General features: G+C 69.5%; 21 protein-coding genes. 13 read left to right on the top strand and 8 right to left on the bottom strand.

Annotated features, from left to right (window positions below):
- Positions 1-341 precede the first annotated feature (341 nt).
- Positions 342-1,079, bottom strand: a complete 738-nt coding sequence (locus tag SACXIDRAFT_RS05235) for an IclR family transcriptional regulator (RefSeq protein WP_006237453.1) — start codon at positions 1,077-1,079, stop codon at positions 342-344.
- Between the two features lie 96 nt (positions 1,080-1,175).
- Here SACXIDRAFT_RS05235 and leuC point away from each other — a divergent pair, with 96 nt between their 5' ends.
- The 3 genes from leuC (at position 1,176) to SACXIDRAFT_RS05220 (ending at position 4,365) form a co-directional block, all read left to right on the top strand.
- Entirely contained in the window at positions 1,176-2,591 is a 1,416-nt protein-coding gene (leuC, locus tag SACXIDRAFT_RS05230) for a 3-isopropylmalate dehydratase large subunit (protein ID WP_006237452.1), read from the top strand.
- Positions 2,592-2,627: 36 nt separating this feature from the next.
- Entirely contained in the window at positions 2,628-3,221 is a 594-nt protein-coding gene (gene leuD / locus SACXIDRAFT_RS05225) for a 3-isopropylmalate dehydratase small subunit (protein WP_006237451.1), read from the top strand.
- 259 nt (positions 3,222-3,480) lie between these two features.
- Positions 3,481-4,365, top strand: a complete 885-nt coding sequence (locus SACXIDRAFT_RS05220) for an HU family DNA-binding protein (protein ID WP_006237450.1) — start codon at positions 3,481-3,483, stop codon at positions 4,363-4,365.
- A 103-nt stretch (positions 4,366-4,468) separates the two neighbouring features.
- Here the strand turns inward: SACXIDRAFT_RS05220 and SACXIDRAFT_RS05215 are convergent, their stop codons facing one another.
- The 3 genes from SACXIDRAFT_RS05215 to SACXIDRAFT_RS05205 form a co-directional block, all read right to left on the bottom strand.
- On the bottom strand, positions 4,469-5,392 hold the full coding sequence (locus SACXIDRAFT_RS05215; protein WP_006237449.1) for an NUDIX hydrolase: 924 nt from the start codon (positions 5,390-5,392) through the stop codon (positions 4,469-4,471).
- The gene (locus SACXIDRAFT_RS05210) at positions 5,389-7,677 is read right to left on the bottom strand and encodes an RNA degradosome polyphosphate kinase (protein ID WP_006237448.1); all 2,289 of its coding nucleotides are present in this window, start codon (positions 7,675-7,677) and stop codon (positions 5,389-5,391) included. The genes SACXIDRAFT_RS05215 and SACXIDRAFT_RS05210 overlap by 4 nt, the downstream gene beginning before the upstream one ends.
- Before the next feature lie 86 nt (positions 7,678-7,763).
- Positions 7,764-8,468 (bottom strand): CofC family guanylyltransferase, encoded by a 705-nt coding sequence (locus SACXIDRAFT_RS05205; protein WP_040922050.1) that lies wholly within the window; start codon positions 8,466-8,468, stop codon positions 7,764-7,766.
- Positions 8,469-8,596: 128 nt separating this feature from the next.
- Between SACXIDRAFT_RS05205 and SACXIDRAFT_RS05200 the strand changes: the two genes are divergently transcribed.
- From SACXIDRAFT_RS05200 to SACXIDRAFT_RS05190, 4 genes are all read left to right on the top strand, one after another.
- Positions 8,597-9,304 carry a lysophospholipid acyltransferase family protein gene (locus SACXIDRAFT_RS05200; protein ID WP_006237446.1) on the top strand — a complete coding sequence of 236 codons (708 nt, stop codon included), beginning with the start codon at positions 8,597-8,599 and terminating at the stop codon, positions 9,302-9,304.
- Positions 9,305-9,306: 2 nt separating this feature from the next.
- Positions 9,307-10,317, top strand: a complete 1,011-nt coding sequence (locus SACXIDRAFT_RS05195; RefSeq protein WP_006237445.1) for an NAD(P)H-dependent glycerol-3-phosphate dehydrogenase — start codon at positions 9,307-9,309, stop codon at positions 10,315-10,317.
- A 132-nt stretch (positions 10,318-10,449) separates the two neighbouring features.
- Complete coding sequence (locus SACXIDRAFT_RS23690; protein ID WP_269730182.1) at positions 10,450-10,572, top strand: hypothetical protein; 123 nt, start codon at positions 10,450-10,452, stop codon at positions 10,570-10,572.
- Positions 10,573-10,726: 154 nt separating this feature from the next.
- The gene (locus tag SACXIDRAFT_RS05190; protein ID WP_006237444.1) at positions 10,727-11,218 is read left to right on the top strand and encodes a cysteine dioxygenase; all 492 of its coding nucleotides are present in this window, start codon (positions 10,727-10,729) and stop codon (positions 11,216-11,218) included.
- Here SACXIDRAFT_RS05190 and SACXIDRAFT_RS05185 read toward each other — a convergent pair.
- Positions 11,137-11,853, bottom strand: coding sequence for a pyridoxamine 5'-phosphate oxidase family protein (locus tag SACXIDRAFT_RS05185; protein WP_040922049.1), 717 nt, complete (start codon positions 11,851-11,853; stop codon positions 11,137-11,139). The two genes, SACXIDRAFT_RS05190 and SACXIDRAFT_RS05185, sit on opposite strands and share 82 nt — an antisense overlap.
- 61 nt (positions 11,854-11,914) lie before the next feature.
- Between SACXIDRAFT_RS05185 and pdxR the strand changes: the two genes are divergently transcribed.
- A complete protein-coding gene (gene pdxR, locus SACXIDRAFT_RS05180; protein ID WP_232285253.1) occupies positions 11,915-13,330 on the top strand; it encodes a MocR-like pyridoxine biosynthesis transcription factor PdxR in 1,416 nt (471 codons plus the stop codon).
- 10 nt (positions 13,331-13,340) lie between these two features.
- The gene (locus SACXIDRAFT_RS05175; RefSeq protein WP_006237441.1) at positions 13,341-14,438 is read left to right on the top strand and encodes a D-alanine--D-alanine ligase family protein; all 1,098 of its coding nucleotides are present in this window, start codon (positions 13,341-13,343) and stop codon (positions 14,436-14,438) included.
- Between the two features lie 90 nt (positions 14,439-14,528).
- On the opposite strand, the gene SACXIDRAFT_RS05170 is transcribed toward SACXIDRAFT_RS05175, so the two are convergent.
- Both SACXIDRAFT_RS05170 and SACXIDRAFT_RS05165 read right to left on the bottom strand, forming a co-directional pair.
- On the bottom strand, positions 14,529-15,089 hold the full coding sequence (locus tag SACXIDRAFT_RS05170) for a DUF3515 domain-containing protein (protein WP_040922048.1): 561 nt from the start codon (positions 15,087-15,089) through the stop codon (positions 14,529-14,531).
- 19 nt (positions 15,090-15,108) lie between these two features.
- On the bottom strand, positions 15,109-15,342 hold the full coding sequence (locus tag SACXIDRAFT_RS05165) for an Lrp/AsnC family transcriptional regulator (RefSeq protein ID WP_040922476.1): 234 nt from the start codon (positions 15,340-15,342) through the stop codon (positions 15,109-15,111).
- Between the two features lie 131 nt (positions 15,343-15,473).
- Between SACXIDRAFT_RS05165 and SACXIDRAFT_RS05160 the strand changes: the two genes are divergently transcribed.
- The 3 genes from SACXIDRAFT_RS05160 to SACXIDRAFT_RS05150 all read left to right on the top strand — a co-directional run bounded on the left by SACXIDRAFT_RS05160 (position 15,474) and on the right by SACXIDRAFT_RS05150 (position 18,165).
- Positions 15,474-16,439, top strand: a complete 966-nt coding sequence (locus tag SACXIDRAFT_RS05160) for a thiamine-phosphate kinase (protein WP_006237438.1) — start codon at positions 15,474-15,476, stop codon at positions 16,437-16,439.
- 445 nt (positions 16,440-16,884) lie between these two features.
- Positions 16,885-17,355, top strand: a complete 471-nt coding sequence (locus SACXIDRAFT_RS05155; RefSeq protein WP_006237437.1) for a GNAT family N-acetyltransferase — start codon at positions 16,885-16,887, stop codon at positions 17,353-17,355.
- 132 nt (positions 17,356-17,487) lie between these two features.
- Positions 17,488-18,165, top strand: a complete 678-nt coding sequence (locus SACXIDRAFT_RS05150) for a uracil-DNA glycosylase (protein ID WP_006237436.1) — start codon at positions 17,488-17,490, stop codon at positions 18,163-18,165.
- A gap of 73 nt (positions 18,166-18,238) precedes the next feature.
- On the opposite strand, the gene rpmB is transcribed toward SACXIDRAFT_RS05150, so the two are convergent.
- On the bottom strand, positions 18,239-18,430 hold the full coding sequence (gene rpmB / locus SACXIDRAFT_RS05145; RefSeq protein ID WP_006237435.1) for a 50S ribosomal protein L28: 192 nt from the start codon (positions 18,428-18,430) through the stop codon (positions 18,239-18,241).
- Positions 18,431-18,580: 150 nt separating this feature from the next.
- Between rpmB and SACXIDRAFT_RS05140 the strand changes: the two genes are divergently transcribed.
- Positions 18,581-20,236: a DAK2 domain-containing protein gene (locus SACXIDRAFT_RS05140; protein ID WP_006237434.1), complete on the top strand. Its 1,656-nt coding sequence runs from the start codon at positions 18,581-18,583 to the stop codon at positions 20,234-20,236.

Genomic DNA, 20,236 nt, shown 5'->3' with positions numbered 1-20,236 from the left:
CTTGGCCGCCGCCTTGCTGTCCGCTTCGCTTCGCTCGCTGCTATCGATCGTGTCCTCACTTGCTGTACGGGTGTTGGTACTTCTTGCGCGCGTGTCCGCGCTTCTTGCACGCGTGTCCTCACTTCCTGTACTTGGGTTCGCGGTTGTCGTACGCGGGTTCGTTGGTGGGTGGGGATTTTCGGGGGCGTGTGGTGACGGGCCATTGGCTTCGCTTCGCTCGCCTCGGCTCTTGGGGGCTTCGCTTCGCTCGGCCGGCTTTGGGGTTGCGTTGTTCGTGTTGGGTTGGGTCGCGGCGCCTGTGCTTGTGGTCGCTTGCCGTTGTGGTGCTTCGGCCCTTGGTTTTAGAGGCGTTCTTGCAGGGCTTCCGCGGCTTTCAAAAGATCGCTCGCCCACCTCGCGCCAGGACGACGGCCTATGCGGTCCACAGGACCCGACACCGAGACCGCGGCCACCACATTGCCCGACGCGTCACGCACCGGCGCCGACACACTCGCCACGCCCGGTTCCCGCTCAGCGACACTCTGCGCCCAGCCACGGCGCCGCACCTCCAGCAGCGTGCGCTCACCGAACACCGCATCCGCCAGCACCGCCTGGCGCGTGTGCGCATCCGCCCACGCCGCCAGCACCTTCGCCCCCGACCCCGCCGTCATCGGCAGCCTCGCACCCACCGGCACCGTGTCCCGCAAGCCACTCGGCGGCTCCGCCACCGCCACACACACCCTCACGACGCCGTCCCTGCGATACAACTGCACGCTCTCGCCCGTCAAATCACGCAACTTCGGCAGCACAACACCTGCCGCATCGAGCAGCGGATCCACCGAGCCGCCAGCCAGCTCCGCCAGCGCAGGCCCGGGCCGCCACCGGCCGTCAGGGCCGCGCCGCACCAAACGGTGAACCTCAAGGCCCACAGCGAGCCGGTGCGCCGTCGCACGAGGCAAGCCCGTCCGCGCGCACAACTCCGCCAGCCCGCACGGCTGCGCCGACACGGCGTGCAAGACGGAAACGGCCTTGTCCAGAACGCCGATCCCGCTCTGCTGGACCTGCTCGGAATCAGTGTTGCTAACATCGGGTTGTCCCACGAAGCGATACTATAATCTCGCGATGTGGGAAGTCCATCGTTGGTGAAGTGAGTCAGCTCGCTTTCCGACCGACCCACGCTCAATGGAGGAGCCCTGATGACCGAACGGCGGGGCCGCACACTGGCGGAAAAGGTGTGGGACGCACACACGGTGCGTCGAGGCGACGGTGCCGAACCGGACCTGCTCTACATCGATCTTCACCTCGTCCACGAGGTCACCAGCCCGCAGGCGTTCGACGGGCTCCGCCTCGCGGGCAGGACGGTGCGGCAGCCCGACCTCACGATCGCCACCGAGGACCACAACGTCCCCACTGTCGGCATCGATCTCCCCATCGCCGACCCGGTTTCGCGCACCCAGGTCGAGACGCTCCGGCGCAACTGCGAGGAGTTCGGCATCCGGCTGCATCCGATGGGCGACGTCGAGCAGGGCATCGTCCACGTCATCGGCCCGCAGCTCGGCCTCACACAACCGGGGATGACCGTCGTCTGCGGCGACAGCCACACCTCCACCCACGGTGCCTTCGGTGCGATGGCCTTCGGCATCGGCACGTCGGAGGTGGAACACGTGCTGGCCACGCAGACCCTGCCGTTGCGGCCCTTCAAGACCATGGCGATCAACGTCGAGGGGACGCTGCGGCCCGGCGTCACCGCCAAGGACATCATCCTCGCCGTCATCGCGAAGATCGGCACGGGCGGCGGCCAAGGTTACGTCCTCGAATACCGGGGCAGCGCCGTCGAAGCCCTCTCGATGGAAGCGCGCATGACCATCTGCAACATGTCCATCGAGGCGGGCGCCAGGGCAGGCATGATCGCTCCCGACGAGACGACCTTCGCCTACCTGAAGGACCGTCCGCACGCCCCGAAGGGCGCCGACTGGGACGCCGCCGTCGCCGAGTGGCGCGAGCTGCGCACCGACGACGACGCCGTCTTCGACGCCGAGGTGTACCTCGACGCCTCGGCGCTGACACCGTTCGTCACCTGGGGCACCAACCCCGGGCAGGGGCTGCCGCTGTCGGAGTCGGTGCCCGACCCCGAGCGGATCGCCGACGAGCACGAGCGCCTCGCCGCCGAGAAGGCCCTGTCCTATATGGATCTGAAGCCGGGAACGCCACTGAGGGAGATCTCCGTGGACACGGTCTTCCTCGGCTCGTGCACCAACGGCCGTCTCGAAGACCTGCGATCCGCTGCCGAGGTGCTGCGGGGCCGCAAGGTCGCCGACGGCGTGAGGATGCTCGTGGTGCCCGGTTCGATGCGCGTACGGAACGCCGCCGAGGCCGAGGGGCTGCACGAGGTCTTCACGGAGGCCGGCGCCGAATGGCGGGCCGCCGGGTGTTCGATGTGCCTCGGCATGAACCCCGACCAGCTGAAGCCGGGGGAGCGCAGCGCCTCGACCTCCAACCGCAACTTCGAGGGAAGGCAGGGCAAGGGCGGCAGGACCCACCTCGTCTCGCCGCTCGTGGCCGCCGCGACCGCCGTGCGGGGCACCCTGTCCTCGCCAGAGGACCTCGACTGACGTCACTGCCGAACCACCGACGAGGAGTTCACCGTCATGGAACCCTTCACAACCCACACCGGCGTCGGGGTGCCCCTTCGCAGGTCTAACGTGGACACTGACCAGATCATCCCGGCCGTCTACCTCAAGCGGGTGTCACGCACCGGCTTCGCGGACGGTCTTTTCGCGAGCTGGCGCTCCGACGAGGAGTTCGTCCTCAACCGGGAGCCCTGCAACCGGGGCTCCGTGCTCGTGGCAGGGCCCGACTTCGGCACAGGGTCCTCGCGCGAGCACGCGGTGTGGGCGCTGATGGACTACGGATTCCGGGTCGTCGTCTCGTCCCGTTTCGCCGACATCTTCAGGGGCAACGCCGGCAAGCAGGGTCTCGTCACGGCCCAGTGCGAGCAGGCCGACATCGAGCAGTTGTGGAAGCTGCTGGAGAACGAGCCCGGCACCGAGGTGTCGGTCGATCTGCGCGAGAAGACCGTGCGCGCAAAGGACTTCGTCGCTCGCTTCGACATCGACGACTACACCCGCTGGCGTCTGCTCGAAGGGCTCGACGACATCGCGCTGACTCTGCGGCACGCGGACGCCATCTCCGACTTCGAGAAGGGTCGTCCTCCCCACAAACCCGTCACCACCGTGAGGTAGCAAGGAGAACGACGGCCCCGCGAATCCTTCGTCGCCGCAAAGGGAATCCGGGGCCTCTACCCGGCCGCGGGATCACGGTCACACACCACACCGAACGGCACGCGAAACGAAGCCCTTGAGGGCTTGCGCCAGGCGTAACCGCGCACACGATAAGGAAAAAATCCGCGTGCCGTTTGGAATTTGTGCTGCGTTGGTAATACCGTGTGCGCATGTCGGCCGGTGTGGCCGGGTAACACGTAGTTCTTCTTGGAGGACTGGAATGGCCAACAAGGCCCAACTCATCGAAGCGCTCTCGGAGCGCTTGGGCGACAAGAAGGTCGCGGCGCAGGCTGTAGACAACTTGGTCGATATCATCATCCGGACGGTCAACAAGGGCGAGAAGGTCAACATCACCGGTTTCGGTGTCTTCGAGAAGCGTGCCCGCGCCGCCCGTACCGCAAGGAACCCGCGCACCGGTGAGACCGTGCGGGTGAAGAAGACCAACGTTCCCGCATTCCGTGCCGGCACAACGTTCAAGGACGTGGTGAGCGGAGCCAAGAAGCTGCCGAAAGCCACTCCCGCGAAGCGCACCGCGACGGCCACCTCGCGTGCGGCCGCCGGTACGTCGAAGGCGGCGGCGACCCGTCCGACCTCGACGCGCACCACCACCAGCCGCACCCGCGGGACCACGGGGACGACGACCCGCGCCACCTCCGCCCGTACGACGAAGACGACGGCGGCCAAGAGCACGGCGAGCAAGGCCGCCGCTCCGAAGACCACCGCTCCGAAGACTGCGGCGAAGGCGACGGCGAGGACCACGAAGGCGACCGCGGCCAAGGCCGCCCCGAAGACGGCGAAGTCCACCACGAAGGCGGCTTCCACCCGGTCCACCGCGAAGGCGAGCACGGCCAAGGCCACCACCAAGTCGGCGACACCGAAGACGAGCACCACGAAGGCGACCGCGACCAAGGCCGCCCCGAAGACCGCGACCAAGGCCGCGCCGAAGACCGCCGCCAAGTCGGCGACGACGCGGACGTCCACCCGCTCGACGGCGAAGAAGGCTCCGGCCAAGACCACGAAGGCTACCGCGAAGACGACCTCCAGGGCCACGGCGAGGGCCACGTCCCCGGTGAAGAAGACCACCGCGAAGAAGACGGCGAAGTAACACCGACCGCCGCGCCAGAAGCGGCGTTCGGTCTCTCGGCAGGGCTCCCGTGCACCACGTACGGGAGCCCTGCCGTGTCAGAAGGCCGTGTCGAAGGGCCGTGTCAGAGGTGGGCGGGCGCGGGCAGCGCGCTGGGCAGGTAGTGAGCTGCGACGAGCCTTGTCTCGGCCGCGCCGGTGTCGAAGGACAGCACCCACACGGAGCCCTTCTTGCTCGGCACCTCTCCCGTGAGTTTCCGGGTCAGGGTGATGCCGTCCCTGCTCGCCAGTGTGTCCAGCAGATCCGGGATGACACCGCCCTGGCTGCACACGACCGAGGTGGTGTGGGCGCGGGCCGTGGCCAGCAGCGCACGCGTCCCGGCCTCGGGGTCGTTCCAGTACGTCTCCTCCGACATCAGCGGTTCGAGGTGCACCTCGCGACGGATGTCGGACGCGAGTTCCCGCACCGTCTGCACACACCGCAGGCGGGGCGCCGAATACACGGCTTGCGGGCGGAACGCGCGCAGCATCGGCCGCAGCGCCGAAGCCTGTCGGCGTCCCGCGTCGGAAAGGGGACGCAGGTCGTCGTCGCCTTCCCAGTCCTGCCTGTTGCCCGCCTTCGCGTGGCGGACGAGGAGCACGGTCGCCGTATCGACAGGCAACTCCTCGGCGCGCGAACACACGTCGCGGTCGCCTTCGTAGGTCAGCAGCGACCGCGCCTCGTCCATCGGGAGCCAGCGGAGTTCATCGACTTCCTCATTGGGGGTGAACTCCCCGGCAACCGGCCGCGCGGTGAAGTAGTCCACCGTTTTGGCCGACCCGTTCACGCTGTATTCGACGGTGGTGAGAAAGCGTCCGAGAACGGCGTCGTAGCCGGTTTCCTCCGTCAGCTCCCTCACCGCGGCGACGGGGGAGGTCTCGCCGGGGTCGAGCTTGCCTTTCGGCAGCGACCAGTCGTCGTAGTGCGGCCGGTGTACGACCGCGATCTCGTTGCCCGCGGAGCCGGTGCGCCACAGCACCGCCCCCGCCGCTTTCACGAGCTTGCTCACCCTGTGGCTCCGTGCCTGCGCAGCATTTCCATCTGATGGTCGCGGACCTGGCCGCTCTCCGCGGGAGAGGGTACCCATTCCCCGCTGGGGCGCAGAATCCAGCACCGGGTCATCGGGTCGAGCGCGGAGTCCAGCATGTCGTCGAGCGAAGCCGTGAGACGCGGGTCGGACACGCGTACCAGCGCCTCGATCCTGCGGTCGAGGTTGCGGTGCATGATGTCGGCACTGCCGATCCAGTGGGTGTTCGCGCCTTTGAAGTGGAAAACCCTTGAGTGTTCGAGGAAGCGCCCGAGGATGGAGCGCACGTGGATGTTCTCGCTGAGCCCCGCGACGCCGGGCTTGAGCGAACAGATACCCCGCACCACCACGTCAACGGGAACTCCTGCCTGTGACGCGCGGTAGAGCCCGTCGATGACCTGCTCATCGACAAGCGAGTTGCACTTGATTCGCACGCCAGCCGGTTTTCCTGCCCTGGCGAAAGAGATCTCGTCCTCGATGAACTTCAGAAGTCCTCGCCGGATGCCGTTGGGCGAGGTGAGCAGGTTGCGGTAGGTCTGCTGGCGGGAGTAGCCGGTGAGGACGTTGAACAGGTCGGTCAGGTCGGCGCCGACGGACGGGTCGGCGGTGAACAGTCCGATGTCCTCGTACAACCGCGCGGTCTTGGAGTTGTAGTTGCCGCTGCCGACGTGACAGTAGCGCCGGATCGTGGACCCCTCCTGCCGCACAACGAGGGCGATCTTGCAGTGCGTCTTGAGCCCGACGAGGCCGTAGACCACGTGGACGCCCGCGCGTTCGAGGGTGCGCGCCCAGGTGATGTTGGCCTGTTCGTCGAATCGCGCCTTGATCTCGACCAGCGCCACGACCTGTTTCCCGCGCTCCGCCGCGTTGATGAGGGCCTCCACGATGGGCGACTCGCCCGAGGTGCCCGACGTGCGGTAGAGGGTCTGCTTGATGGCCAGCACGTTGTCGTCGGCGGCTGCCTGCTCGATGAACCGTTGCACACTCGTGGAGAACGAGTGGTACGGGTGTTGCACGAGGACGTCGCCTTCCCGCAGCGTGGCGAACACGCTCTTCGGCGTCTCGCGTTCCCCGAACGCGGGGTGTGTCGCGGGGACGAACGGCGGGTCCTTGAGTTCCTTGCGGTTGAGCGAATGGAGCTGGTGAAGGCAGCTCAGATCGAGGAGGCCGGGGACCTCCACGACGTCCTGCGGATCGACCTCCAACTCGCGCAGCAGCAGTTCCAGCACGTGTTCGCTCATGTCGCTGGCGACTTCGAGACGCACGGGAGGGCCGAACCGGCGTTGCGCGAGTTCGCGTTCCAGCGCCTGCAATAGGTCCTCGTCGCGGTCCTCCTCCACCTCGAAATCGGCGTTGCGGGTGACCCTGAACACGTGGTGTTCGCTCACCTGCATTCCGCTGAACAACTCGTCGAGGTGCGCGGCGATGAGTTCCTCAAGAGGCAGGAACGTGGCGATCCGGCTGTCGCGGCTGCGTTCGATACGGACGAGCCGGGGCACGTTGTTGGGGACCTTGACCCTCGCGAAGCGTTCGGTGCCGTCACCGGGGTCGCGGACCGTGACGGCGAGGTTGAGCGACAGACCCGAGATGTAGGGGAAGGGGTGCGCCGGATCGACGGCAAGTGGCGTCAGCACCGGGAAGATCTGCTTCGTGAAGTACTCGGAGAGCCGGGCGCGGTCGTCGGCGTCGAGGTCCGACCACGCGACGATGCGGATGCCGACCTCGGCGAGCGCGGGTCGCAGGTCGTTCTCGAAGGCGAGCGCGTGCTGCTCGACCAGTTCGGCGTTGCGCGTGGCGACGTAGGTGAGCTGTTCGCTGGGGGTGAGCCCGTCGGCGCTGCGTACCGAGAGGCCGGTCTGCTCCCGACGTTTCAGGCCCGCGACCCTGACCATGTAGAACTCGTCCAGATTGGACGCGAAGATGGCCAGGAACTTGGCCCGCTCCAGCAGCGGCTGCGACGGGTCCTCGGCGAGCGCGAGCACTCTGGCGTTGAAGTCCTGCCAGGAGAGTTCCCTGTTGAAGTATCGATCGTCGGGCAGCTCGTCAGGCATCCCGCCCCGGGTCGCGGCGGGCGGTGCCGATGGCACGCGGCGGAAGTCGCGGCTCTGCCTGTCGCCCGCACGGGGAGGCGGCGCGGTGGACGTGGGCCGGTGGCCGACCTCGGCCGTGCCCTCCGCTTGTGCCGGGGGCTGCGAGCCGCCTGGCACGTCGGAGGTGCCGGCCGCTGAGGTCCTGGTCTCGTCGCTCACGCGACCATTGTCCCCCATTCGGGGAGGTCATGACGTGTCGAGAGAACGCCGTCACGGCCGAACGAGGAGCGCTCCGGGCGGCCGTGTGACGCTGTTGCCAAGCCTTATGACAGCAGGCAGACGCGGTCGAGCACGGCCCTCGTGCGGTCGCCGAGTCCGAGCAGGCGAGCGTGGTCGAGATCACCGGAGGTGTCCACGTCACCGCGCAGTGACGGCAGCCCAGCGGCCAGCGGGTGCGCACCCGAGAGCGTGTGTGCGTGCGCGGAACCGGGCCCGAACCGGGGGCGGAGCGGCTCGCCTGGAGAGGACAGCAGGAGGGTGGTGCCGGTGCCGTGCCGATCGGCGACGAACGCCCGCCGTCCACGCGCCTCGTGGAGTGCCTCGGCGAGTTCGCCGGGGCGGAGTGCGGGCAGATCGGCCTGGAGCGCTCCGACGACACCGCCGGGGTCGTCCGCCCTCAGCAACCGCTCGCCGACGCGCAGCGCGGTGTTCAGGCCGTTCTCCGGCCCTTCGTCGTTCGAGCCGCCGGACATGCCGGACATGCCGGAGATGCCGGAGATGCCGGAGATGCCGTCGCCGACGACGTCCACGTCGAGTTCGCGCAGCGCCGCGAGCGCGACGGGGTCGGAGCCGACCACCAGAACCCTGCGGACGCCGGGGGCGGCCGTGGCGGCGCGCAGCGTGTCGAACGCGAGTGCCAGCACCAGTTCGGCGTGGGAGTACCGGCCCTCAGGGTGCCCGAGCGTCTCGCGCAACCGGGACTTGCCAAGGCTTGGCCTCTTGAGCGGCACGATCAGATCGACAGCCACCTCACCATCTTTACCTGAGAACACGTCGCGGCAGGTCACCGGTGGCCGACCCCGGCGCCGCGGCCGAGGGGCTGTGGCAGGATCAGGCGGAAACCCACGAGACCGGAACTCCTCGGGAAGGAATAGCCTTGGCGGATCGGGAGAAGGGCGGCTTCTGGGTCGGCGCTGCTGCGGCCCTGTTCTACCCACTGACCTGGATGGGCCGCAGCGTCTATCACAACGCGGACCGCATTCCGCGCAGCGGGCCCGCTCTCCTGGTGATGAATCACATCTCGCACCTCGACCCCGCCGTGGACGCCGTGTTCGTGCACCGCAACAAGCGGGTGCCCCGGTTCATGGCCAAGGACAGCCTCTTCCGGATCCCGATCTTCGGCAAGATTCTCGGCGGTTCCGGTGGGATTCCCGTGTACCGGGGCTCCGGCGACGCCGGTGACAGCCTGCGGGCCGCACACCAGGCCCTTCGTGAGGGCAAGGTCGTGCTCATCTACCCGGAGGGAACCATCACGAAGGACCCCGACGGCTGGCCGAAGCGTTCGTACACCGGTGTGGCGAGGCTCGCGCTCGAGAGCGACGTCCCGGTGATCCCCATCGCGCGGTGGGGCACCCACCAGATCTGGAACGGCTACACGAAGAAGTTCCGCCCGCTGCCGCGCAAGACGGTGGTGCATTCCGTTGGCGAGCCGGTCGATCTGTCGGCGTACCGGGAGAAGGAACGCAGCCAGGCGTTGCTGCGCGAGGTCACGGAACTCGTGATGGACCGGGTGCTGGAGCAGCTCGTCGAGATCAGGGGTGAGCAGCCGCCCTCGCGGTCCGGCGACGCGGAGGGGCGCGCCTGACGATGGCGGTGCAACGGGTGGCCGTGCTCGGCGCGGGGTCATGGGGAACGACGTTCGCGAAGATCCTCGCCGACGCGGGACGCGAGGTCACGATGTGGGCCCGCAGGAGCGAGGTCGCCGAGGAGATCCGGCTCCGGCACACCAACTCGGCGTACCTGCCGGGCGTCCGGCTTCCCCGCCGCGTGACCGCCACCGACGACGCAGCTGTGGCCCTTGCCGGAGCGCAGGCGGTGGTGCTCGCGGTGCCGAGCCAGAGCCTGCGCGAGAACCTGACGGAGTGGCGCGAGCTGCTGCCAGGGGACGCCATCCTCGTCAGCCTTGCCAAGGGCGTCGAGCTGGGCACCCTGAAACGCATGAGCGAGGTGGTCTCCGACGTGACGGGCGTGCGGCCCGGTGACGTGGTCGTCGTGTCGGGCCCCAACCTCGCGAGGGAGATCGCGCAGGAGCAGCCTGCCGCTGCGGTGCTGGCGTGTGCCGACCACGAGAAGGCCGTGGCGATCCAGGAGGCGAGTTTCAACCCGTACTTCCGCCCGTACACCAACACCGACGTCGTGGGGTGCGAACTGGGTGGTGCGTGCAAGAACGTGATCGCCCTGAGCTGTGGCATGGCGGCCGGGCTCGGCTTCGGCGCCAACACCATGGCGACGTTGATCACCCGAGGGCTCGCCGAGACGGCCCGGCTCGGTGCGGCGCTCGGTGCGGACCCGCTCACCTTCGCCGGTCTCGCGGGCGTCGGCGATCTCGTGGCGACGTGCTCGTCACCGCTGTCGCGCAACCGGACGTTCGGCGAGCGCATCGGGCGGGGCGAGTCGATGGAGGCGGCGAGGGCCGCGCAGGGCGGCCAGGTCGCGGAAGGTGTCAGTTCGTGCCGCTCGATCCGTGAGCTGGCTCACCGTCTCGGTGTGGACATGCCCATCACCGATGCCATGTTCCGGGTGTGTCATGAGGGTCTCGATCCCGGCACGGTGGGCGCGGAACTGCTGGGCCGCAAGCAGAAGCACGAATGGTCGTGACCTTCGGTCGCGTGTGGCCGGTCCGGTGTGCGAGCCGGTTTCGGGTTTGACGCGCACCGCTGCGGTCTGCTTGCCTGAACGCATGTCGGTCTTCGGTTTCGGTGCTTCGCGTTCCGCGCTCCCGGTGCGGTCGTGTTGCTCGCGCCGTGCCAGGCTGTTGTCGTCACCGTCGTCACCGTCGTCACCACTGCTGCCACTGTCACCACTGACGGTGCGCCACTGCTGCTGTTGTCGCCACTGACGGTGCGCCACTGACGCCGACCGCTGCTCGCCGCGTCGGATGCCGCGGTGTGGTCGTGCGGCGTTCGATGCCTTCACGCGATGTCCCGCGTGTTCGACGTTCCCTCCCACGCCTTCGGCCGTTCGAGCCGACGTATCCCTCCCGAGATTTCCGAGGTCACACCGTCCCATGTTCGCCGTGCCCGAGAACACGATCGCGCTTCCTCCCGCAGACTTGCTGTCGCGCCACCCGGTGCGGACGGCGCTGGAGTTCGCCGCCGACCGGAGCCGTTGGCGCAACCTGTTGCGCTACGACCCCGGCGAGCGCTGCGCCGTCCTGCTCGACACCGTCGGCGGCCACGAGGTGTGGCTGTGCAGCTGGCTTCCTGGTCAGCTCACCGGCCCGCACGACCACGGACACACGACGGGAGCTTTCACCGTGGTGAGCGGGCGGCTCGTCGAGAAGGTGCGCCGGGATCAGGGCCCACCGCCTCCTGCGCCTGGGATCTCGGTCGAAGCGGGACAGTCCCGGGTCTTCGGTCCGGGATACGTGCACGACGTGGCGAACCCCGGACCTGATCCGGCGATCAGCGTGCACGTCTACCTCGATGGAGGGCGAACCGTGCGGCCGGTGACCCTGGCGGAGACGTGTTCCGGCACCGCGACGTCGGCCGGTACGTAGTCCGCCGTGACAGGAGAGCCGAACGTGGTGTGCACGGGAAGCAGACCTGCCCACGTCGTGGTCGCGTCGCGGTCGGCGTCGCCGACTGGGGGATGGCCTGCGCGGATCTTCACCGACGCCTCGCCGAGATCGATCGCGAGTACGTGTGTCGCGGCCAGTTCCCTGCGGTTCGGGGTTCGGGCGTAGTCCCACGAACCGGGGCTGAGGTGCTCGCTGAGCACCCGCAGTGCCCGGATCTTGCGCTCGTCGCCGGTGACGAGGGTGGCGCGGCCGTGGATCACCGCACTGCGGTAGGTCATCGAGTGGTCGTTCAGCGACCGCGCGTAGACGATGCCGTCGAGAATCGAGACGGCGACGCACAACTGCGCACCCTCGGCGGCGGCGCGGATGTTGGCCGACCCCGTCGAGCCGTGGAGGTACAGCGTGTCGCCTTCCCTGCCGTACGCGGTGGGCAGCACGACGGGAGAACCGTCGAGGACGAGGCCGACGTGGCACAGCAGCGCGGCGTCGAGGACGTCGTACAGCGCGCCACGGTCGGTGGCGAAGTGCTGGTGTTTGCGGCTCGGCGTGGTGCGAGGGGTGGCGGACAGGGAGGACGGAGAGGACAGGGAAGGCCGCTCGGTGGAAGCAGTCATGGGACTCATCGTGAGGACACCCAGTGGCATGATGGAATAGCCACAATTCCGATAGTCCAAGATGCCACTTTTCGACATGGGAGGTCACGTGGCCGGCGTTGACACCACGCTCCTGCCGGTGACGCTCGATCGGGAGTCCGGCGTGCCGCTGGCGGTCCAGCTCGCCGACGCACTGCGCGAAGCCGCCTCGGGAGGCCACCTCAGGGGCGGCGACCGGCTGCCGTCCACCCGGGCGCTGGCGGCAGGTCTCGGGGTCAGCAGGACCGTGACCTCCGCCGCGTACGAGCAACTGCACGCCGAGGGCTGGATCGTGGGACGGCACGGTTCCGGCACCTTCGTCACGACCTCGCCCCCGACCCCCGTGTCCCATCACCGCGCGGTCGCAGGCCCCGACCAGCCCCCGCAGGGGGATCTCGTGCCGCTGATGCCGGGAATGCCGTGGGCCGACGGCCTCGACAGGGCGGCGTGGCGGCGAGCCTGGCGCGCGGCCGCGGACTCCCCGCCGCTGGTCGTGTCCGAACGAGCGGGACTCGTGGAGTACCGGGCCGCGATCGCCGAACATCTCCTGCGACATCGCGGGCTCGACGCGGCACCGAACTCCGTCCTCGCCACGGCTGGCACCACCGCCGCCGTCGTCGAACTGGCCGCCGCGCTGCTCGATCCCGGCGACCTCGTCGGCGTGGAGGAGCCGGGTTACCAGCGGGCCGTCGAGGCGTTTCGCCGCGCGGGTGCCCGGGTTGTGCCCGTCGAGGTAGACGAGCAGGGGCTGCGGCCCGATTCGATTCCCGCGGGCGTCAAGGCCGTCTACTGCTCACCTGCCCACCAGTACCCCCTCGGCAGCCGCATGAGCGCATCCCGCCGTGTCGAACTCGTCGAACGCGCCCGTGCCGACGGATTTCTCGTCGTGGAGGACGACTACGACGGCGAACTGCGCTACGACGTCGCTCCGCTGCCGGTGCTCGCCGCCCTCGCGCCCGACGTCGTCGTCCATCTCGGCACCACGAGCAAGATCCTGACACCCACGCTCGGCGCGGGGTGGATGGTCGCACCACCCGGCGTCACCGCCGCTGTTCTCGCCTACCGCGACGACGCGGGCACGCGGGCGTCCCCCGCGGGGCAGCGGGTGTTCGTGGAACTCGCCAGGCACGGCGATCTCGGACGCCACCTGCGGCGACTGCGCAGGGAGTTGTCCGAGCGGCGCTCCATGCTCGTCACCGCGTTGCGGGCCGAGAACGTGCCCGTTCTCGGTGACGACGCCGGTGCGCACCTGGTGGTACCGCTCGAATCGGAGGACGAGGAGCGGCGCAGGCTGGCGCTCGGCCGCGAGCGCGGATTGCTGCTCGACGGGTTGGCCCGGCACTTCGCGGGCACCCCCACCACGGCGGGCATCGCCGTCGGATACGCGGGTTGCTCGCGCGAGACGCTCCACGACGTCCTCGGGGTGCTCGTTGACGTGCTCCGTCCGACCCGAAGGTAGGGTGCCGCCCATGAACAGCCGCAAGACCCGAGTGGCCGTCGTCTTCGGCGGCCGGAGCACCGAGCACACCATTTCCTGTGTGTCGGCGGGCAGCATTCTGGCCAACCTCGACCCCGGCCGGTTCGAGGTCGTGCCCATCGGGGTCACTCGTGCCGGCGGGTGGGTGCTCGGTACGAGCGAGCCCGAGGCGCTGCGCATCAAGGGCGGGGAACTGCCTTCCGTCGCGGGCGGCGAGGCACTCGTGCTGGCGCCCGACCCCACGGCGGGCGGGGTCGTCCGGCTGGAGCCGGGGGAGCGCGCCGAGATCCTGTCCTCCGTGGACGTGGTGTTCCCCGTGCTGCACGGGGCTTTCGGCGAGGACGGCACCATCCAGGGGCTGCTGGAGCTGGCCGACCTGCCGTACGTGGGCGCGGGGGTGTTCGCGAGCGCGGCGGCGATGGACAAGGAGTACGCCAAGAAACTGCTCGCTGCCGAGGGCATCGAGGTCGGCCGCTACGCCGTCGTGCGGCGCGGGCAGCAGACCCTGCCCGAGGAGGAGCGTGACCGGCTCGGCCTTCCCGTTTTCGTCAAACCCGCTCGCGCCGGCTCGTCCATCGGGATCTCCCGCGTCACGGATTGGTCGCAACTGGACGCCGCCATCGCGCTCGCGCGCCAGACGGACCCGAAGGTGCTCGTGGAGGCCGAGACCGTCGGCCGCGAGGTGGAGTGCGGTGTGCTGGAGTTCCCCGACGGCCGGGTCGAGGCGTCGTTGCCTGCCGAGATCCGCGTGCTCTCCGACGATGCGGACGCGTGGTACGACTTCGAGACCAAGTACCTCGGTGAGGACGCCGAACTGGACATTCCCGCCAAGCTCGACGACACCGTCACCGAACGCCTCAGGCAGGTCGCCGTCCGCGCGTTTGGCGCGCTCGACTGCCAAGGGCTCGCCAGGGTGGACTTCTTCGTCGGAGCGGACGGCACGCTGACCGTCAACGAGGTCAACACGATGCCCGGCTTCACGGCGACGTCGGCCTACCCGAAGATGTGGGAGGTCACCGGCATCGACTATCCGGCACTGCTCACCACACTCGTCGAAACGGCTCTCGCCAGGGGAACCGGACTGCGCTGAGCTGCCCCGACGTTCCAGGGTCCGTTGCCGCACCGGCAGTCGGCGGCAGCCATCAGCAGTCGGCAGCAGACGTCAGCACAGCCGCGCCGCTCAGCCGAAGTCGAGCGGCGCGGCAGGCAGCACGTCGGCGATGGTCTCCGACAGCTGTTGCAGTGGGCCGGTTCCGGTCGTCTCCGGCACGGTCAGTGCCACGTAGACCTCGCGGTCCACGGTGTACCACGTCGTGGTGCCCTCGCCGGGCACCGGAAGCCAGCGGACCTCGTCGATCGAGCGCAGCACCGACGACCGGGTCAGCTCGGGCGGCCGGTCGAGGCCGCACCGCAACACCACAGGGTCGCCACCCCAGGCGACGGTGGCTGGCGGTGCGGGCTCGGCGAGTTCGCGGCGGGTCAGTTTCTCACCAGAGGACTCCAGTTCGCGGGGCACTGCCTCGATCAACGTCGTGCAGTGCGGCGAGTCGGCCTCGGGAGCGGGAACGGAGACGAGCGGCAGCGGCCCCGACGCCTTCCGCTGCCCGTCACCGGGGGCGTCGCGGCCCGAGCCGTCGGGTGCGAAGACCAGCCCCAGTACGGCGACCGTCACGGCCAGCGCCGAGGCGAGTACCGCGGCGAGCACGACGAGGGTCCGGGGTGGGGCACCGGTTTCGCTCACCGTCCCACTACATCACAGCTCAGAGATGCACCACGGGGCAGGTGAGGGTGCGCGTGATGCCCTCCACGTTCTGCACGCGGGCGACCACGAGCTGACCCAGCTCGTCCACACTGTTGGCTTCCGCGCGCACGATGACGTCGTAGGGCCCCGTGACGTCCTCCGATGTGGTGACTCCGGGAATTCCGGAGATCTCCGCCGCCACGGCGGCGGCCTTGCCGACCTCGGTCTGGATGAGGATGTATGCGTGGACCACGGCGCTGCTCCCCTTCATGTCCGGCGGTTCCGCGTAGCAGTAAGGAATGTAGGCAGCAACGTACCGCAGACCTGCGACGATCGGGCATCCGACAGTTGGGGGCGCGGGCTATGTGACAACCGGAGGTAGGTGTGGGAGAGAGTCCCGCGTCCGGGGCGGATACCGTCGCGGCGATCGGTGAATTCGGGTTGATCCGCCAGGTCACGGCGGGGAGAGCGCAGCCGTCAACGACGTTGCTCGGTCCCGGCGACGACGCCGCCGTGGTGGCCGCGCCCGACGGGCGTGTGGTCATCGCCACGGATGCGCTCGTGGAGGGTGTGCATTTCCGGTTGGACTGGTCCACTCCGGCTCAGGTGGGTCGCAAGGCGGTCGCCGTGAACCTCGCCGACATCGCCGCGATGGGCGCGGTGCCCACCTCGGTGGTCGTCGCGCTGGCGTGCCCGCCGGACACGCCCAGGGACGTGGCGGCCGAAATGCTCGACGGCGTGGCCACCGAGGCGAGGCGGGTGCACGTCGGTGTTGTCGGCGGTGACATGGTGAGCGCGGATCACATCATGATCAGTGTCACCGCGCTCGGCGACCTCGGTGGCCGCCCTCCCGTCACGCGCGCGGGCGCGCGGCCGGGAGACGTCGTCGCCGTGTGCGGTCGGCTCGGCTGGGCCGCGGCGGGGCTCGCGGTGCTGAGCAGGGGGTTCCGCTCGCCCGTGAGTGTGGTGAACGCCCAGCGCTGTCCCGACCCGCCGTACGCGGCCGGTCCCTCGGCGGCGCTGGCCGGAGCCACCGCGATGATCGACATCTCCGACGGGCTGCTGGCGGACCTCGCGCACCTCGCCGAAGCCTCGGGTGTGGGCATCGACGTGCGAAGCGACCGGCTCACCGTGGCCGAACGGCTGGTGGACGTCGGCTCGGCGCTGGGCGCGGACCCGATGCACTGGGTGCTCACCGGCGGCGAGGACCACGCGCTCGCCGCGACGTTCGGATCGCCGTCCGACCTGCCGGAGGGGTGGGAGGTGGTCGGTTCGGTGGTCGCGGACACCGGCGTCACCGTGGACGGCGATCCCTACGATCGCGAACCGGGCTGGCGGCACTGGATGTGAGGCGAGGCGGACGACCACGGCAGCCGAACCGCTGAGGTCAGGCGAGGCGTTGAGCGCGGCCGAGGTGCTGAGTGTGAACGGAGGTCGGCGATGCCGGGCGTGGTGGTGAGGTCGCGCGTGGCGATGAGTGAACGAGGTCGGTGAGGGCGTGGTCCGCCGAGGCCGGTGAGGTCGGCCCGGTCGCCGACGTCCACCGGAACCGGCAGAGCGGCCCGATGGCCGACGTCCGGCGAGTTTTGCCGGGAGCCGCCGTGGCCGATGGTACGTCGGAGGCGACGTAAAGCCGCCGTGGTCGCTGTGGTCGTTGTGGTCGCTGTGGTCGCTGGTAGGTCGAAGGTCACGAAAGATACGACGCCGTCGATGTCATCGACGTCACCGAGGCCGCTGGGGCCGGGGTTGTCCACGGCATACTTGCGGTGGCCGAGGAGTGTGGGAGGAGATCGGAGTGGAGATCCGGACGGTGGCGTTCGACCATCCCGACGCGGTCAAGCTCATCGACGCGGTGCAGCAGGAGTACGTGGCCCGATACGGAGATCCGGACCTCACGCCTGTCGATCCGGCGGAGTTCGCCCCACCTTCGGGATTGTTCCTCGTCGGCTACCTCGACGACGTCCCAGTCGCGTGCGGTGGGTGGCGTGCGCACGATGTCGCCGATCCGCCGCTCGTCCCCGGTGACGCGGAGATGAAGCGCCTGTACGTGGTGCCGTCCTTGCGAGGGCGCGGCCTGGCCAGGACGATGCTCGCCGAGGTGGAGCGCACGGCCGTCCAGGCGGGCCGTACCAGGCTGGTGCTGGAGACCGGGACGAAGCAGCCAGAGGCCATCGCCCTCTACCGCTCGTCCGGCTACGTGGACATGCCCGGTTTCGGGGTCTACGCGGACGACCCGCTGAGCGTGTGCCTGTCAAGACCCCTCTGACGCCGTGTCCGCACCTGACGCGCGCGTGTCCGCACTTGGTGCGCGCGTGCCTGCACTTGGTGCACGCGTGCGCGCGGCCCGCGTCCGCGCCTGTGATCGCGGTGTCATCCCGCTCGGCTAAGCTGCCGTGCCGTGACCGCACGACCACTGCACGAGATCATGGACCCCGGCTGGGCGAAGGCTTTGGAGCCGGTCGCCGACCGGATCGCGGCGATGGGGGAGTTCCTTCGCACCGAAGTCGCGGAGGGGCGGACATACCTGCCGTCCGGTGAGCACATCCTTCGGGCGTTCCGACAGCCCTTCGAGGAGGTGCGCGCGCTGATCGTCGGTCAGGACCCGTATCCGACGCCGGGCCACCCGATCGGGCTGTCCTTCGCCGTGGCGCCGGACGTCCGTCCTTTGCCGAAGAGCCTCGTCAACATCTACCGCGAGTACTGCGACGACCTCGGGCATCCTCAACCGTCCAACGGCGACCTGACACCGTGGACGGAGCAGGGTGTGCTGCTGCTCAACAGGGCGCTCACGGTGCGCCCCGGCAAGCCGAACTCGCATCAGGGCAAGGGCTGGGAGGAGATCACCGAGCGGGCGATCGTGGCGCTGGCCGAGCGGGAGAAGCCGCTCGTGGCGATCCTGTGGGGCAGCAACGCGCGCAAGCTCAAGCCGCTGCTCGGGTCGGTGCCGTGCGTGGAGTCCGTGCATCCGAGTCCGCTCTCCGCGCGCAACGGGTTCTTCGGCTCGCGCCCCTTCAGCAGGGCCAACGCGCTGCTCGAACAGCAGGGAGCGCAACCGATCGACTGGAAACTTCCTTAGCAACCCCCGATACGGCGAACGGCTCGGCGACCTGGTGGTCACCGAGCCGTTCGCTCGTTTCACAAGTTCTGTGTCAGCCCCGAACGACCTTGCCCGCCTTGAGGCAGGAGGTGCACACGTTCAGGCGCTTCCGCTGAGAAAGCCCGACCTTGGCGTGCACGGTCTGGATGTTCGGGTTCCACCGGCGGTTGGTACGCCGGTGAGAGTGCGAGACCGACTTGCCGAAGCCCGGCCCCTTGCCACAGACGTCGCACACGGCAGCCACGTCGAACACTCCTCGAAAAGATCGGTAAACGAACCACCCGGCGGTGCCGGGCAACTCGAACAGGGTAGCGGGTGCGGCCGCCCGAGACTCACCGGGGTCGCTACTCTCGCAGTCTGGCATGCCTCGATACCAGCTACGGAGGATACGCGGGTGCGGGCCTCGGGAGCTTCGGACGTTGCTCTGGACGCGGACGCCGTACGGCGGTGGATCGACGTCTGTCTGCGCGACCTGCGCGCGCTGCGGGCCGACATCGACGACATCAACGTCTTCCCTGTGGCCGACTCCGACACGGGCTCGAACCTGCTGCACACGATGATCGCGGCGCGGGACGGGCTGGACGGATTGACGGCGGACGCCGCGGGAAGCGCCGGCGCCGCGTTGACCGCGGTGGCCGACGCGGCGGTGCGGTCGGCGAAAGGCAATTCCGGCGTCATCCTGTCGCAGGTGCTGCGCGGCATGGCCTCCTCGGCCCTCGGTGCCCCGGAACTCGGAGGGGCGGCCCTCGCCAATGCGCTGAAGGCCGCCGACGTGGCGGCCACGCGAGCGGTGGCCCGGCCTGTGGCCGGAACGATGCTGAGCGTGTTGCACGCCACCTCCGCCGCGCTGGACGGCCATGCCGCCTCGGGCGGGGGTGCGTTCGCCTGCTCGGCGGCCGAGGTGGCCGAGCTGGCGGCCAAGACGGCTGCCGAGGCGCTCGCGAACACCCCGAACCAGCTCGCCGCCCTCGCCGTCGCCGGGGTGGTGGACGCGGGGGGCCGGGGTCTTGTGGTTGTGCTCGACGCGCTCGTCGAGGCGCTGACGGGTGTGCGCACCACCGTGCCGGTGTGTGCCGCCAGCCACGCGCATGCCGGTGACGACCGGCCTTCGCGGGCGTGGGAGGTGATGTACCTGCTCACCGTGTCAGGCCCCGCGACCGCCGCCGATGGGCTGCCGGAACTGCGCAGAGTGCTGTCGGCGCTCGGGGACAGCGTGACGGTGGCCGAGGCCGGTGACGGCGAGTACGCCATCCACGTCCACTGCGCCGACATCGGTGCCGTGCTGGAGGCAGGACTCGCCCACGGCAGGCCGCACGGGGTCCGCGTCGAACCTCTCCTGACGCCGAAACCCGTGGACCACCCGGTGACGGCGGCCGACCGCGCGGTGGTGGCCGTGGTGCACGGTGAGGCGCTGGCCCGGCTCGTCGAGGCGGAGGGAATCCCGGTGCTCGCGATCGGGGCCGGCGGTGAGCCGAGTACCGAGGACCTGCTCACGCTCGTGACCACGACGGCGGCCACGCACGTGACCGTGGTGCCGGGCGGGGTCCGCCTGACGGCCGCGGCCGAGCGGGTCACCGGGCATCCGATGCTGGAGGGCAGAGACGTTGTCGTGGTGCCGTGTGCCTCGCCGGTGCAGGTGCTGGCCGCGCTCGCGGTCCACGATCCGGAGCGCAGGGCGGGCGCCGACGTCGTCGCCATGGCGGAGGCGGCTGCCGCCACGCGAAGGGGCGAGGTGGTGGTCGCGGCCGAGGACGCCATCACGTGGGTCGGCAGGGCGGCCGCGGGCGACGTCGTGGGACTCATCGACGGCGAGGTGGTGCTCATCGAGCCCGGAGGTGCCGAGGGGAGTCTCGAACGCGCGGCCACGGGCGTTCTCGACCGCATGCTCGCCGTGGGAGGTGAGCTGGTCACGGTCCTGGCAGGCGAGGAAGCGCCCGGCACGATCACCGATGTCCTCGCCGGACACCTGCGCGCCGAACGGCCCGATGTCGAACTCGTGTGCTATCCCGGTGGGCAGACCGATGCGGTACTGCTGATGGGTGTGGAGTGA

It is taken from the genome of Saccharomonospora xinjiangensis XJ-54 (genome assembly GCF_000258175.1).
GTDB classification, from domain to species: Bacteria; Actinomycetota; Actinomycetes; order Mycobacteriales; family Pseudonocardiaceae; genus Saccharomonospora; species Saccharomonospora xinjiangensis.
The sequence above is the reverse complement of the archived record's forward strand: the minus strand, read 5'-3'. Positions and strand labels throughout refer to the sequence as shown.

What these genes read in the sequence shown, in the direction of transcription:
- leuC (WP_006237452.1), top strand. Translation starts at nt 1,176, where the DNA reads ATGACCGAACGGCGGGGCCGCACACTGGCGGAAAAGGTGTGGGACGCA.
- leuD (WP_006237451.1), top strand. Translation starts at nt 2,628, where the DNA reads ATGGAACCCTTCACAACCCACACCGGCGTCGGGGTGCCCCTTCGCAGG.
- SACXIDRAFT_RS05220 (WP_006237450.1), top strand. Translation starts at nt 3,481, where the DNA reads ATGGCCAACAAGGCCCAACTCATCGAAGCGCTCTCGGAGCGCTTGGGC.
- SACXIDRAFT_RS05210 (WP_006237448.1), bottom strand. Translation starts at nt 7,677, where the DNA reads ATGGGGGACAATGGTCGCGTGAGCGACGAGACCAGGACCTCAGCGGCC.
- SACXIDRAFT_RS05195 (WP_006237445.1), top strand. Translation starts at nt 9,307, where the DNA reads ATGGCGGTGCAACGGGTGGCCGTGCTCGGCGCGGGGTCATGGGGAACG.
- SACXIDRAFT_RS05190 (WP_006237444.1), top strand. Translation starts at nt 10,727, where the DNA reads ATGTTCGCCGTGCCCGAGAACACGATCGCGCTTCCTCCCGCAGACTTG.
- SACXIDRAFT_RS05185 (WP_040922049.1), bottom strand. Translation starts at nt 11,853, where the DNA reads ATGACTGCTTCCACCGAGCGGCCTTCCCTGTCCTCTCCGTCCTCCCTG.
- pdxR (WP_232285253.1), top strand. Translation starts at nt 11,915, where the DNA reads ATGCCACTTTTCGACATGGGAGGTCACGTGGCCGGCGTTGACACCACG.
- SACXIDRAFT_RS05175 (WP_006237441.1), top strand. Translation starts at nt 13,341, where the DNA reads ATGAACAGCCGCAAGACCCGAGTGGCCGTCGTCTTCGGCGGCCGGAGC.